The 14767-nt window shown below is 66.0% G+C and carries 11 protein-coding genes; 8 read left to right on the top strand and 3 right to left on the bottom strand.

Annotated features, from left to right (window positions below; translation table 11 throughout):
- Positions 1-40: 40 nt before the first annotated feature.
- The gene (gene putA / locus HHL13_RS02930; protein WP_169554257.1) at positions 41-3640 is read right to left on the bottom strand and encodes a trifunctional transcriptional regulator/proline dehydrogenase/L-glutamate gamma-semialdehyde dehydrogenase; all 3600 of its coding nucleotides are present in this window, start codon (positions 3638-3640) and stop codon (positions 41-43) included.
- Between the two features lie 97 nt (positions 3641-3737).
- Here putA and HHL13_RS02925 point away from each other — a divergent pair, with 97 nt between their 5' ends.
- The 3 genes from HHL13_RS02925 to HHL13_RS02915 all read left to right on the top strand — a co-directional run bounded on the left by HHL13_RS02925 (position 3738) and on the right by HHL13_RS02915 (position 5978).
- Complete coding sequence (locus tag HHL13_RS02925) at positions 3738-4208, top strand: Lrp/AsnC family transcriptional regulator (protein ID WP_169554256.1); 471 nt, start codon at positions 3738-3740, stop codon at positions 4206-4208.
- A gap of 67 nt (positions 4209-4275) precedes the next feature.
- A complete protein-coding gene (gene epsC / locus HHL13_RS02920; protein ID WP_169554255.1) occupies positions 4276-5223 on the top strand; it encodes a serine O-acetyltransferase EpsC in 948 nt (315 codons plus the stop codon).
- Positions 5220-5978, top strand: a complete 759-nt coding sequence (locus HHL13_RS02915; protein WP_206376826.1) for a gamma-glutamyl-gamma-aminobutyrate hydrolase family protein — start codon at positions 5220-5222, stop codon at positions 5976-5978. Before epsC ends, HHL13_RS02915 begins: the two co-directional genes overlap by 4 nt.
- A gap of 4 nt (positions 5979-5982) precedes the next feature.
- On the opposite strand, the gene HHL13_RS02910 is transcribed toward HHL13_RS02915, so the two are convergent.
- The gene (locus HHL13_RS02910; protein ID WP_240953604.1) at positions 5983-6462 is read right to left on the bottom strand and encodes a CYTH domain-containing protein; all 480 of its coding nucleotides are present in this window, start codon (positions 6460-6462) and stop codon (positions 5983-5985) included.
- A gap of 87 nt (positions 6463-6549) precedes the next feature.
- Between HHL13_RS02910 and tyrS the strand changes: the two genes are divergently transcribed.
- Entirely contained in the window at positions 6550-7779 is a 1230-nt protein-coding gene (tyrS, locus tag HHL13_RS02905) for a tyrosine--tRNA ligase (RefSeq protein ID WP_169554254.1), read from the top strand.
- Positions 7780-7884: 105 nt separating this feature from the next.
- On the top strand, positions 7885-8214 hold the full coding sequence (locus HHL13_RS02900) for a PilZ domain-containing protein (protein ID WP_346775467.1): 330 nt from the start codon (positions 7885-7887) through the stop codon (positions 8212-8214).
- A 1-nt stretch (position 8215) separates the two neighbouring features.
- Here the strand turns inward: HHL13_RS02900 and recG are convergent, their stop codons facing one another.
- Positions 8216-10267 (bottom strand): ATP-dependent DNA helicase RecG, encoded by a 2052-nt coding sequence (gene recG / locus HHL13_RS02895; RefSeq protein ID WP_169554253.1) that lies wholly within the window; start codon positions 10265-10267, stop codon positions 8216-8218.
- A gap of 71 nt (positions 10268-10338) precedes the next feature.
- On the opposite strand from recG, the gene HHL13_RS02890 reads away from it, so the two are divergent.
- From HHL13_RS02890 to HHL13_RS02880, 3 genes are all read left to right on the top strand, one after another.
- The gene (locus HHL13_RS02890; RefSeq protein ID WP_169554252.1) at positions 10339-10605 is read left to right on the top strand and encodes a succinate dehydrogenase assembly factor 2; all 267 of its coding nucleotides are present in this window, start codon (positions 10339-10341) and stop codon (positions 10603-10605) included.
- Positions 10606-10720: 115 nt separating this feature from the next.
- On the top strand, positions 10721-14179 hold the full coding sequence (gene mfd / locus HHL13_RS02885; RefSeq protein ID WP_169554251.1) for a transcription-repair coupling factor: 3459 nt from the start codon (positions 10721-10723) through the stop codon (positions 14177-14179).
- A gap of 80 nt (positions 14180-14259) precedes the next feature.
- Complete coding sequence (locus HHL13_RS02880) at positions 14260-14766, top strand: GAF domain-containing protein (protein ID WP_169554250.1); 507 nt, start codon at positions 14260-14262, stop codon at positions 14764-14766.
- The last annotated feature ends 1 nt before the right edge of the window (position 14767 follow it).

Below are 14767 nucleotides of genomic sequence, written 5' to 3'. Positions count from 1 at the left end.
GGCATCCGGACTAGGCCCGGCAACCGCGCCTGCCAATGCCTCAGCCGATCATCATCAGGCTGGCATTGCCCCCCGCCGCCGTGGTGTTGATCGACGTGACGACCTCTTCCAGCAGCAGGGTGCAGGGATAGCCATCCGCGCCACGGGCATGAACCGTCACGATCGGGCCGGGCATCGCAGCGGCCTCGGCAACGACTGCAGCAACGCGTGCCGCATCACCCTCGACCAGCGCCGCCGAAAACGGCTCGGCAGCGGCCGGCGCGAAGGTGGCCGCAACCGAGGCCGGCAGCCCCTGCGGCAGCGCAATGTCCTGGACCGTCCCGCGATTGCCCGTCGCCAGTACGGCCGCCATCTGTTCGAACAGCCCGGAAAGCGTTTCCGGCTTCAGCAGGATCCGCCCGCGCGGGTGCAGCGCATAAAGGTTGCGCTCGCCGACCGGCCCCGGAAGCGTGGTTTCGAACCCGAGCGCCGAGTCCGCGCCATAACGGCGCGCCTGTGCGGCGGCATCGGCCTGCCCCTGGCGTTCCAGCCAGTCGATGAAATCGGCCAGCCGCGTATTCACGGCGTTCGCGCGCCCTTCAAAAGCCGGTGCGGTCGCCACAAGCCGCCCGAGATAAAGTGGCCCGCCCGCCTTCGGCCCGGTGCCCGAAAGCCCGCGTCCACCGAACGGCTGCACGCCTACGATCGCGCCGATCACGTTGCGGTTCACATAGAGATTGCCCGCCTTCACCCGCGCGGTGACGTCGGAGATCGTCTCGTCCAGCCGGGTGTGCAGCCCGAAGGTCAGGCCATAGCCGGTCGCGTTGATCGCATCGATCAGCGCATCCAGCCCGTCGCGGCGGAAGCGGATCACGTGCAGCACTGGGCCGAACACTTCGCGCTCCAGATCGGCGATGCTTTCCAGCTCGATGATCGTCGGCGGCACGAAGGTGCCATGCGCGGTGTCGGCGGAAAGCTGCTGCTGTTCGACGTTGCGACCGCGCCGGCGCATCGCTTCGATATGGGCGTTGAGATTGCCCTGCGCTTCGGCGGTGATGACCGGGCCGATGTCGATCGCCAGCGCATCGGTGCGGCCGATACGCAGCTCCTTCAGCGCGCCCTTCAGCATCGCCAGCGTGCGATCGGCGACGTCTTCCTGAAGACACAGGATGCGGAGCGCCGAACAGCGCTGGCCCGCGCTGTCGAAGGCCGAAGCGATCACATCGCCCACCACCTGTTCGGCCAGAGCCGAGGAATCGACGATCATCGCATTCTGACCGCCCGTCTCGGCGATCAGCGGGATCGGCTTGCCTGCAGGCGACAGGCGCGTCGAAAGCTGGCGCTGGATCAGCCGCGCGACTTCGGTCGATCCGGTGAACATCACGCCCGCCGTCTCGGGGGCGCCGACCAGAGCCGCGCCGATCTCGCCAGCACCGGGCACGAACTGCAATGCGTCGGCGGGGATGCCCGCTTCATGCAGCAGACGCACCGCTTCGGCGGCGATCAGCGGAGTCTCCTCGGCCGGCTTGGCGAGCACCGCATTGCCCGCGACCAAGGCGGCAGCGACCTGCCCGGTGAAGATCGCCAGCGGGAAATTCCACGGGCTGATGCACACGATCGGGCCAAGCGGCGTCTGAGCGGGACCGAAGGTCGCCCGCGCCTGTGCCGCATAATAGCGCAGGAAATCGATCGCCTCGCGCACTTCGGCGATGGCGTTGGCGGTCGATTTGCCTGCTTCGCGCATGATCAGGCCGAGCAGCAGCGGCATCCGCGCCTGCATCGCATCGGCGGCGCGTTCGAGCGCAGCGGCGCGATCCGCGACGGGCGTTTTGCCCCAATCGCTGGCCGCCGCGCGAGCAACCGCGGCGCGCGCCTGATCGGGGCACGCCTCGCCCACCGCGCCCACGACATCGCGATGATCGGCAGGGTTAAGCACCGGACGCATTACCTCCGCGCCATCGGCGGGGGCAGCGGTCCATTCGATCACAGCGCTCTGCTTGAGCGCCTCGGTCAGCGCCGCCAACGCGCGCTCGTCGGTCAGGTCGAGGCCGTCCGAGTTGCGGCGGTCTGGATAGAGGCCGGCGGGCGCCGCGATCAGATCATGCCGCGCGCCGGGATGCGGCATCGCCTTCACGATCTCGACCGGATCGGCGACCATCTCATCGATCGACACCGCGGGATCGGCGATCCGATTCACGAACGACGAGTTTGCGCCATTCTCGAGCAGGCGGCGGACCAGATAGGCCAGCAGCGTCTCGTGCGTGCCTACGGGCGCATAGATGCGGCACGGCCGGTCGAGCTTCGCCTTGCCGACGACCTGTTCGTACAGTGGCTCGCCCATGCCGTGCAGGCACTGGAATTCGTAATCGCCGATCGCGAAGTCGGGTCCGGCAAGGTGATAGATGGTCGCCAGCGACTGGGCATTGTGGGTCGCGAATTGCGGGAACACCGCGTCGCGCGCCGCCAGCAGCTTCTTGGCGCAAGCGACATAGGCCACGTCGGTATGGAGTTTGCGGGTATAGACCGGGAAATCGGCGAGGCCGTCCACCTGCGCGCGCTTGATCTCGGCATCCCAATAGGCGCCCTTGACCAGCCGCACCATGATCCGCCTGTCCGAACGCCGCGCCAGGTCGACGATCCAGTCGATCACGAACGGGCAGCGCTTGCCATAGCCCTGCACGACGAAACCGAGGCCATTCCATCCGGCCAGTTCGGGATCGGTCGCCAGGCTTTCCAGCAGGTCGAGCGAGAGTTCCAGCCGGTCGGCTTCCTCGGCGTCAATGTTGAAGCCGATGTCATAGCTCTTCGCCAGCAGCGCCAGCTCGCGGACGCGCGGCAGGAGTTCGTTCATCACGCGGTCCGCCTGACTGCGAACATAGCGCGGGTGCAGGGCCGAGAGCTTGATCGAGATGCCCGGCCCGCCATAGACGCCGCGCCCGGCCGAAGCCTTGCCGATGGCGTGGATCGCGTTGGTGTAATCGGCGTGATAGCGGCTGGCGTCGGCGGCGGTCGTCGCCGCTTCACCGAGCATGTCGTAGCTATAGCCGAAGCCCTTGCCTTCCATCGCCTTCGCGCGCTTCAGCGCCTCGTCGATCGTCTCGCCGGTGACGAACTGCTCGCCCATCATCCGCATCGCCAGATCGACCCCACGTCGGATCACCGGCTCGCCCGCGCGCGCCACCAGCCGGGTGAGCGCTGCGCCGAGACCACGGTCGTCCACGCTGCCGACGAGCTTGCCGGTCACCACCAGACCCCAGGTCGCCGCATTGACGAACAGCGATCGCCCGCCGCCCAGATGCGAACCCCAGTCGCCATCGGCGATCTTGTCGCGGATCAGCGCGTCGCGAGTGTCATTGTCGGGAATCCGCAGCAGCGCTTCGGCAAGGCACATCAGCGCCACGCCTTCCTGACTCGACAACGAATATTCCTGTACCAGCCCCTCGACCCCGGTGCCCTTGTGATTGGCCCGCAACGCCGAGATCAGCGTGGTCGCCGTTGCGCGAACCGCTGCGCGGCTTTCCTCGGAAAGCGTCGCCGCTTCGATCAGCGGCGCGAGGCATTCGGCTTCGTCGCGGCGATAGGCGGCGGTGATCGCCCGCCGCAGCGGCGATTGCTCGCGAATGGCGGGGGCGAAGGCGGTGAATGGGGGCTGGCTGGTCATACCGGCAATATAATCACGGCCCCAAAGTCGATCCGACTTTTCAGATACGCCATAGCGACGATCTTGCCTTATAATCGGCATATGATAGGCAATATGGATGGAAAAGAAGGCTGAAACAGTCGATCTGGACGAGTTCGACCGCAAGATCGTCGCGACGTTGCGCGCCGATGGCCGGATTACCGTCACCGATCTCGCGTCGAAGGTCGGCCTGTCCAAGACCCCCTGCCAGGTCCGCCTGCGCAAGCTGATCGACAGCGGCGTGATCCGCGGCTTCGCGGCGATCGTCGATCCGGCCAAGCTCGGCCTCGATCACGTCGCCTTCGCCGAGGTGAAACTGTCCGACACGCGCGAAGCGGCGCTGCGCGAATTCAACACCGCCGTCCGCCGCATCCCCGAGGTGGAGGAATGCCACATGATCGCCAGCAGCTTCGACTATCTCCTCAAGGTCCGCACTTCGGACATTCGCCGCTATCGCGCGGTGCTGGGCGAGAAAATCTCCAGCCTGCCCCATGTCGCCAGCACCTCCACCTTCGTCGCGATGGAAACGGTGAAAGAAGCCGGCCGCTAGGCTGGAGTTTTGGCGGCTGAACCAAAACTATCTTCCGTCCGCCGTTCAATTCCTATCAATTAGGAGGATGATACACACCGGCTTCTCGACCGAAATCGCGGATGCGGTTTCCGCGCTGAACGCGACACGCGCCGAATGGCGGGTGCGGCAGGCGGGCCGGTATGGCGTCACGCGCTTCCCCTCCCCCGCGCGGCTCGCCGAAGCGGTGCAGCATCTGTCGGCAGCGCTCTTTCCGGTGCGTCTGGGCGGGTTTCGCGGCGGCGCGGCGCGCGAAGATGATTTCGTCGCGGAGCAGTTGCGCGACGGTCTCGCGATCCTGCGCGAACAGGTGGCGAGCGAACTCGATTACTGGCAGGCCGAATGCGACGCGCCGTTCGACGAGGATCAGGCGGAGATGATCGTCCGACACTTCACTGCGTCGCTGGCCGAGATCCGCTCGCTGATCGACGCCGATGTCGAAGCCGCGTTCGTCGGCGATCCCGCCGCGCGCAGCGTGGACGAGATCCTGATCAGCTATCCCGGCGCCTTCGCGATCCTGCACCATCGCCTCGCGCACCAATTGCATCAGCTTGGCGCGGCGATCGTCGCGCGGCTCATTTCCGAACTCGCCAATGTGCGCACGGGCATCGACATCCACCCCGGCGCGACGATCGGCCCGCGCTTCTTCATCGATCACGGCACCGGCGTGGTGATCGGCGAGACCGCGATCATCGGCGCGAACGTCCGTCTTTACCAGCACGTCACGCTGGGCGCGCGAAGCCCGCTCGGCCTGTCGCAAGTCTCCCCGCGCGAACGCTTCGCCCGCCACCCGATCCTTGAGGACGATGTCGTCATCTACGCCGGAGCGACCATTCTCGGCCGCGTCACCATCGGTCGCGGCGCGACGATCGGCGGCAATGTCTGGCTGCTGGACGACGTGCCCGCGGGCGCGGTGATCGTCCAGCCGGGCGCGGTCCGCCTCGATACCGACGCCGCACAGGGTGTCGCCGCGCAACTGGCGGGCCGCGCCAGATGACCGCGCCCTTCTTCCGCCGCCGCCCGGCCGGTCCGCGCAAGCCGGTGATCGGCGTGCTAAGCTGCAACGAGTTTGCCGACCGCCCAATCCAGTCGGTCGCCAGCCGCTTCATCGAGCCGCTGTCGCGCATCTCCAACGCCACAGTGCTGCTCGTCCCCGCCATCGCCGACGTGCTCGATGCGCCGGCGCTGACCGACCGGCTCGACGGCCTGCTGCTCACCGGCTCGCGATCGAACGTCGCCGCCAGCAATGGCGGCTGCGCCGGACAGAATGACCGGATCGACGAACAGCGGGATTTCGTCGCGCTGACGCTGGCCGAACATATGATCGAGGCGGGCCGCCCCGTTTTCGGCATCTGCCGCGGGCTTCAGGAACTCAACGTCCTGTTCGGCGGCACGCTGCAATGCGCGGGCGATCACCATCACCGCGCCGAGGACGGCCTGTCCTTCCCGGAACTGTTCGATCACGGCCATGAGGTTTCGCTGGCCGACCAAGGCCTGCTGGCGACGGCCACGCGCAGCCGTTCGCTCCACGTCAATTCGGTGCACCATCAGGGAATCGACCGGCTCGGCAGCGGCCTCGACATCGAAGCCGTGGCGGCCGACGACGGGCTGATCGAAGCCTTCTCCGCCTCGCCCTGCGGCGCATCGGTACTGGCGGTGCAATGGCATCCCGAATGGGACGTCGATCGCCGCGCGGACGGTCAGGCCTTTTTCCAGCTGATCGGGACGGCGCTGCGCACGGTGGATGCGTGACGGTTCAATTGCCGGGATACAGGTGCAGGTTCGAATTGAGATAGACGGGATCCCCGGTAACTTCCGGACCCAGCCAGTCGGGCCGGTCGAACACCGTATCGGCAGCCGGCAGTTCGATCTCGGCGAGCACGAGCCCGGCCAGCGCACCCCCGAATTCGTCGATCTCCCAGACCAGCCCGCCCGAAGCCGGCACGATATGGCGAACCTTATCGATCGCCCGCTCCGCGCAAAGTGCCAGCATCGCCTCGCCGTCGGCGAACGGCACCTCATATTCGAACTCCGCCCGAGCCAGCGCGTCCATCCCCGCCTTGACCGTCAGCAGAGCCTTTTCGCCCTTCGTTCGTACGCGGACGGACATGCCGGGATTGCGCATCAGATAGTTTTGACGGATAGCGCCGGATCGAACCACCGCGCTCCGCCATCCTTCGCCCGCGATCAGGAATTTGCGCTCGATCTCGATACCCATCGCCTGCCCCTGTCCCATTGACCCTGATCCGCCACCTAAAGACACCTGCGCGAGAGCGCGAATGCGTTTGTCGATATTCGCCGCCTTCGCTATGCGGCGCGCACTATGACCGAACACAAGTCCGAACTGCTTCGCCTGCTGGCCTCGCGTGGTTACATCCACCAGGTCACCGATGCCGCCGCGCTCGACGCGCTTGCCGTGAAGCAGATCGTGCCGGCCTATATCGGCTTCGACCCGACGGCGCCGTCGCTGCACGTCGGCAGCCTCGTCCAGATCATGCTGCTCCGCCGTATCCAGCAGAGCGGGCACAAGCCGATCGTCCTGATGGGCGGCGGCACCGGCAAGGTGGGCGACCCCAGCTTCAAGGACGAAGCGCGCAAGCTGATGACCGCGGAGACGATCGCGAGCAACATCGCGTCGATCAAGACCGTGTTCGAACCGTTCCTGACCTTCGGCGACGGCCCGACCGACGCGATCATGCTCGACAATGCCGAATGGCTCGATGCGCTCGAATACCTCCCCTTCCTGCGCGATTACGGCCAGCATTTCTCGGTCAACCGGATGCTCAGCTTCGATTCGGTCAAGCTGCGGCTCGATCGCGAACAGTCGCTCAGCTTCCTCGAATTCAACTACATGATCCTCCAGGCGTACGACTTCCTCGAACTGTCGCGCCGCCATGCCTGCCGGCTTCAGCTCGGCGGGTCGGATCAGTGGGGCAATATCGTCAACGGCATCGAACTCTCGCGCCGCGTCGACGGCACCGAAGTGTTCGGCGTCACCACCCCGCTGATCACCACGGCCGATGGCGGCAAGATGGGCAAGACCATGTCGGGCGCGGTGTGGCTGAACCCGGATCAGCTGTCGCATTACGATTACTGGCAGTTCTGGCGGAACACCGACGATCGCGACGTGGGCAAGTTCCTGCGCCTGTTCACCGATCTGCCGCTCGACGAGATCGCCCGGCTCGAGAAGCTCGAAGGCGCGGAGATCAACGAAGCGAAGAAGATTCTCGCCAACGAAGCCACCGCGATGTGCCGCGGCCTGGCCGCGTCGCAGGAAGCCGCCGAGACCGCGCGCCGGACCTTCGAGGAAGGTGCTGCGGGCGAAGCGCTGCCCAGCCACACCGCATCGGGCGACATCGGAATCGTCGACGCGCTGGTCGCGCTGGGCCTCGCTGCATCGAAGGGCGAAGCCCGCCGTCTGATCAAGGGCGGCGGCGCGCGCCTCGATGGCGAGAAGGTGGAAGACGAAGCACTGGTCATTACGGCTACGTCGGCATCCCTGCGCATTTCCGCAGGTAAAAAGAATCACGGAATCCTCAACTTCGCACAGTAGAAAACCGTAGCCCGCAATAGCTGAGCGTTAATCACTTTCGTTGCATAGCGATTCACGCGGCAACGTTATTGCTGCACCGGTACCACTTGTGTTCGTGGGGTGTGTGTGAGTTTTGGAACGGGAAATCTGGCTTACGCCGAGATCCGTCGCGAGGGGCGGGACGATGTTCATTACCGCGCCAAGGCGTTCGGCCCGGATGCTCGCCCGCACACGCTGCTGATCGTCAATCTCTCGCCGCATGGCCTGATGGCGCGCTGCGATCACGACTTCCAGCCCGGCGACCGCCTCCGCGTGACCTTGCCCATCGTAGGCGTGACCGTCGCTGAAGTGCGCTGGTCGCTCGGCGGCCGCGTCGGCTGCCAGTTCGATCACGCGATCGACCTTGCCGGCTATTACGAGCTGATCGCGGTCGTCCTCAAGTCCAACCGGCCCTGACCTAACCGGCCCTCAGCAGCCCCACCGCTGCATCGCGCTCGAACAGATAGAGCGCCACCCGCGCCGCCTGGCCCCGCTCGCTCTTCAGCGCGCGATCCTGATCCTCCAGCAACCGTGCGTCTGCATTTGCGGCAACGATCAGCGAGGCGAGGCTCTCCGGCGTCGCCAGCCGGAACGTCTGCTCGCCCGACTGGCGCGTGCCGAGCAACTCCCCTGCCCCGCGCAGCTCCAGATCCCGTTCGGCGATCAGGAAGCCGTCGGTCGTGTCGCGCATCAGCCCCAGCCGCGCGCGCGAGGTCTCGCTGAGGCTGCCGCCGCGCAGCAGGATGCAATGCGACTGCCCCCCGCCCCGCCCTACGCGGCCACGGAGCTGGTGGAGCTGGGCAAGGCCGAACCGGTCCGCTGCCTCGATCACGATCAGCGTGGCATTGGGCACGTCGACGCCCACTTCGATCACTGTCGTGGCGACCAGCACGCCCAGTTCGCCGCTGGCGAAGCGCGCCATCACCGCATCCTTTTCCGGCCCCTTCATCCGGCCGTGGACCAGACCGACCTTGGCGCCGAACCGCATCGTCAGCTTCGCCGCGCGATCCTCGGCGGCGGCGAGATCGGTCTTCTCGCTTTCCTCGACCAGCGGGCAAACCCAATAAGCCTGTTTGCCTGCCGACAGATGTCGCCCCAGCCCATCGACCACCGCGTCGAGCTTGTCTTCGGAGATCACCGTGGTCTGGATCGGCTCGCGCCCCGGCGGCATCTCGTCGAGCCGACTGACATCCATTTCACCGTGCGAAGCCAGTTGCAGCGTACGCGGGATCGGCGTTGCGGTCATCACCAGCAGATGCGGGGGAACCAGCGCCTTGGCCTGCAACATCATCCGCTCGGCCACGCCGAAGCGGTGCTGCTCGTCCACCACCACAAGCCCCAGATCGCGATAGGCGACGCCCTGCTGGAAGATCGCATGGGTGCCGATCAGGATGTCGATCTCGCCCGAAGCCACGCCCATCAGTGTCGCTTCGCGCGCCTTGCCCTTGTCGCGCCCGGTGAGGATGGCGATCCTCACGCCGAGGCCGGAGAGAAGGCGGGAGAGATTCTCGAAATGTTGGCGCGCAAGAATCTCGGTCGGCGCGAGGAACGCGCCCTGCGCCCCTGCTTCGGTCGCGATCAGCAGCGCCATCGTCGCCACCAGCGTCTTGCCCGATCCCACATCGCCCTGAAGCAAGCGGAGCATGGGGTGCGATTGGGCCATGTCGCCTTCGATTTCACCGATCGTCCGCGTCTGCGCGCCGGTTGGCGTATAGGGCAGCTGCAGCTTGTCCCTCAGCCGCCCGTCGCCTTGCAGGGCGCGCCCCCGCTGCCGCCGGGTCTGGCCGAGCACGAGCGTCTGGGCGAGCTGATTGGCGAACACCTCGTCATAGGCCAGCCGCTCGCGTGCCTTCGCATCGGACGGATCGGCGTGGATCCGCACCAGCGCCTCGCGCCAGCCGGGCCATTGGTTCTTCGCTTTCAGGCTCGACTCGACCCATTCGGGCACTTCAGGGGCGCGCTCGATCGCCTGCGCCACCAAAGCCGCGATCCGCTTCGACGTAATGCCTTCGGAACAGGGATAGACGGCCTCGCGCCCGCCCGCTTCGGCTTCCTCCGAAACCTCGGGATGCACGATCTGGAGTTCCTGCCCATATTGGTCGAGCCGCCCGGAAACCCAGCGCGGTTCGTTCAGCGGCAGCAATTTCTTCGCCCAGCCCGAATTGCCGCCGAAAAAGACGAGGCTGACATGATTGCCCAGCGCGTCGACCGCCTGCACCCGCGCCGGAGAGCGGCGTGTGCCGCCGAAGCGATAGTTCACCGGCGTAATCCGGATCACGATCGTCCGCCCCGCATCCACCGCGTCGAGTTCCTCGCGAAACTCACGGTCGATCCAACCCGTCGGCAGGTGGAACAGCACATCCACCACTCGCGCGATGCCCAGCCGGTCGAGCGGCTTCGCCAATGCGCTGCCGATGCCCTTCAGCGCCGTCACTTCGGCGAACAATGGATTGAGAAGTTCTGGACGCATGGCTATCTCGCAGCCCTACACCCAAGCCGACCGCGCATTCCAGCGCTGTCGGCCAATCGCCGTTGGATTTGATGGATAGAGAAACCCGCCTGAAACGCCTCCGCTTCCGTGCATGGCACCGCGGCGTCAAGGAAGCCGACCTGATGATCGGCGGCTTTTTCGACGCCCATCACACCGGCTGGAACGATGCCGAGATCGAGCTGTTCGAAGCGCTGCTCGAGGAACAGGATGTCGACATCATGGCCTGGGCAATGGGAACCCAGAGCGTGCCGCCGGAGTATGAAGGCACGATCATGGCTGCGCTGAAGACGCTGAACTACGTGCCGATCGCCGAATAATCTCCCTCTCCCCGCTTGTGGGGAGAGGGTCGGGGAGATGGGAAGTGCGACGCACTATCCGCTCCTGCCCCTCTCCCAACCCTCTCCCCGGAGGGGAGAGGGCTAGAAAGAAGAAATGCCCGAACTCAAGACGATCCTCTCCGCCAGCAAGCCCCTGACGCTCGCCGGTGCACCGAACGGCTTCCTCCCCTGGATGCTGGCCGACCTCGCACGCGCGGGCGGCACCGCAGTATTCATCGCCTCGGACGAATCCGCGATGCGGGCGATGGCGAGCACCGCGACCTTCTTCGCGTCCGAGATCGAGATCGTATCCTACCCGGCATGGGATTGCCTTCCCTATGACCGCGCCAGCCCCACGCTGCGCGTCATGTCCGAACGGCTCGCTGCACTCCACATGCTCCAGACCCCCGCGAAGAAGCCGCGGCTGTTCGTCACCACCGTCAACGCCGCTACCCAGCGCGCGCTGACCCGCTTCCGCATCCGCCAGCTTGTCGCCCGTCTCGCTCCCGGCGAGCGTATCTCGCTCGACAAGCTTACCAATCTGCTGTCGTCCAACGGCTATGTCCGGCTCGACACCGTCAACGACGCGGGCGAGTTCGCAGTGCGCGGCGGTCTCGTCGATCTGTTCCCCAGCGGCGCGGAACAGCCGCTCCGACTCGACTTCTTCGGCGATGAGATCGAAAGCGTCCGCACCTTCGATCCCTCCGACCAGCGCACCACCGGCCGGGTCGACGGTTTTACCCTGCTTCCGGCAAGCGAAGCGCTGCTCGACGAAGACAGCATCAAGCGCTTCCGCACCCGCTATCGCGAGAAGTTCGGCGCCACCGCGACCGGCGATCCACTTTACCAGGCGATCAGCGACGGCCGCCGCCTCGCCGGCATGGAGCATTGGCTCCCGCTGTTCGAGGACAAGCTCGAGACCCTGTTCGATCATCTGCCCGACGATGCGATCATCGTTCGCGATTCCGGCACTGCGGGCGCTGCCGAGCAGCGTTTCGAAGCCATCGCCGATTATCACGCCAACCGCGTCCGCGCCGAATCGACTGCGCCGGGCAGCTATCGCCCGCTCGAGGCCGGTGCGCTCTATCTGACCGCCGATCAGTGGGAGACCCGGCTGGCCGAGGCCCCGGTCCACGCCGCCACGCCGTTCCACGAACCCGAATCGAAGACCGTCCTCGACTTCCACGTCGACGGCCCCCGCGACTTCGCGCCCGAACGCGCTGCCAGCATCAACGTCTATGAAGCGGTGGTCGATCACATCGACAAGCTGCGCAAGGAGAAGCGCAAGCCGATCCTCGCCAGCTATTCGATCGGCGCGCGCGAGCGGCTGACCGGCCTGCTCAACGATCACGGCCTCACCGGCGCGCACCATGCCGAAAGCTGGCACGAAGCGATGGGCATCGCCGACAAGGCGGTCGCGCTGATCGTCCTCCCGCTCGACCACGGCTTCAGCGCGCCCGACGTCGCGGTGCTGACCGAACAGGACATGCTCGGCGACCGCTTGGTCCGCCGCGCGAAACGCAAGAAATCGACCGACGCCTTCCTCAACGAACTGGCGACGCTCTCGCCGGGCGATCTCGTCGTCCATGTCGATCATGGTATCGGCCGATACGAGGGCCTGACCCAGATCCCGGTGCAGAAGGCGCCGCACGATTGCGTCGCGCTCAGCTATGCCGGCGGCGACAAGCTCTACGTTCCGGTCGAAAATCTCGAAGTCCTGAGCCGCTATGGCGCGGGCGAGGAAGGCGCCGCGCTCGACAGGCTGGGTGGCGAGGCTTGGCAGCGCCGCAAGTCGCGGATGAAGGAGCGCATCCGCGAGATTGCGGGCGAGCTCATCGCCACCGCCGCGCGACGCGCCGTGCGTCCGGGCGAAGTGCTCGAGCCCGATGCGGGCGGCTATCCCGCCTTTGTCGATCGCTTCCCCTACGAGGAAACCGACGATCAGGACCGCGCCATCGGCGACGTCATCCACGATCTGGGCGCGGGCAAGCCGATGGATCGCCTCATCGTCGGCGATGTCGGCTTCGGCAAGACCGAGGTCGCGCTGCGCGCCGCCTTCGTCGCGGCGATGGCGGGGCAGCAGGTCGCCGTCGTCTGCCCCACCACCCTGCTCGCCCGCCAGCACTTCCAGAACTTCACCGAACGCTTCCGCGACTTCCCGGTGAAGATCGGCCGTCTCTCCCGCCTCGTCCCCGCCAACGAGGCGAAGACCACCAAGGAAGGCATGGCCCAAGGGACGATCGACATCGTCGTCGGCACCCATGCGATCCTCGCCAAGGGAATCGACTTCAAGCGCCTCGGCCTCGTCATCGTCGACGAAGAGCAGCGCTTCGGCGTCACGCACAAGGAGCGGCTCAAGTCGCTCAAGGCCGACGTCCATGTCCTGACCCTCACCGCAACCCCGATCCCGCGCACCTTGCAAATGGCGATGTCGGGCCTGCGCGAACTGTCGGTCATCCAGACCCCGCCGGTCGATCGCCTCGCGGTGCGCACCTATGTCATGCCGTGGGACCCGGTCGTCCTGCGCGAAGCCCTGCTGCGCGAACATTATCGCGGCGGCCAGGCCTATTTCGTCACGCCGCGCATCGCCGACCTGCCGGATATCGAGAAGTTCCTGCGCGAGGACGTACCCGAAATCACTTATGTCGTCGCGCACGGCCAGATGTCGCCGACCGAAGTGGAAGAGCGTATGTCCGCCTTCTACGACCGCAAATACGACCTTCTCGTCTCGACCACGATCATCGAATCCGGCCTCGACATTCCGTCGGCAAACACGCTGATCGTCAACCGCGCCGACAAGTTCGGCCTGGCCCAGCTCTACCAGATCCGCGGGCGCGTCGGCCGGTCCAAGACTCGCGCCTATGCCTATATGACCACCCCGCCCCAGCGGCAGGTGTCCGAAGCCGCGGAAAAGCGCCTCAAGGTCCTGTCCGATCTCGAATCGCTCGGCGCGGGCTTCCAGCTTGCGTCGCACGATCTCGACATTCGCGGCGCGGGCAATCTGCTCGGGGACGAACAGTCCGGCCATATCAAGGAAGTCGGCTACGAACTCTACCAGTCGATGCTGGAAGAGGCGATCATGGACGCCCGCGCCGGCGGCCTGCGCGACGACCTCCGCCCGCGCGACCTTTCGCCTCAGATCAATGTCGACGCGCCGATCATGATCCCCGAGGACTATGTCCCCGATCTCGACCTGCGCATGGGCCTGTACCGCCGCCTCAACGACGTCGAGGACAAGGCGGGGATCGAGAGCTTCGCGGCGGAACTGATCGACCGGTTCGGCAAGCTGCCCGAAGCGACCGACAACCTCCTTCAGCTGATCGAAGCCAAGCTCAACGCGAAAAAGGCCTGCATCGCCAAGCTGGATGTCGGGCCGAAGGGGGCGCTGGTCAGCTTCCACGAAGACAAGTTCCCGAACATCGACGGCTTGCTCGCCTATGTCGGCAAGCTGGGCGAAACCGCGCGGCTGCGGCCGGACATGAAGCTGGTGATCAACCGCGTCTGGGCCGATCCGCGCGCGCGGCTTCACGGCGCGCTTCAGCTTTCGCGCGGGCTTGCCAAGGCCGCGGGTTAACCTCCGGGAAACCCCGTACTGCTCAGGAATGGCCCGTAAACCATTTGGCGCTAGGCCTGACGCAGGTTAGGGAAAGCGTCATGGAAGTTGCGAGCCTCGAGCGGCGCCGCCGCCTTATGGATACGCTGGGCCAATTGGCTCAGGTCGATACGATCGAAGCGCTCGTCATGACGCTTCGCGGCTCTGCTCGCGCGATCGGCAATGCCGACGGGATCACGGTCGTCCGCCGCATCGGCAATCGCGTCGCCTATGTCGCCGAAGACGCCGCCAGCCCCTTGTGGACCGGTCAGGATTTCCCGATCGAAGCCTGTATCTCCGGCCTCGCGATGATCGAGAACCGCCCGATCGTCATTCCCGATATCTTCGCCGACGATCGCGTGCCGCACGAAGCCTATCGCGCCACCTTCGCCAAGAGCATGGCCATGTTCCCGATCGGCGTCGCCGAACCGCGCATGTCGATGGGGGCCTATTGGGCGAAGACCGGCGAAATCGATCCCGAAGCCGTCGCGCTGCTGTCGAACCTCGCCCGCGCCGCGAGCCGCGTGTTCGATCGTGTCGAGGGCAGCCGTATGGGCGCCGCCGGCTAAG

Origin of the sequence: Sphingomonas sp. G-3-2-10, assembly GCF_012927115.1 — a bacterium.
Taxonomy (GTDB): Bacteria; Pseudomonadota; Alphaproteobacteria; order Sphingomonadales; family Sphingomonadaceae; genus Sphingomonas.
Note: the sequence above shows the minus strand (reverse complement) of the source record. Positions and strands in the feature narration are given on the sequence as shown.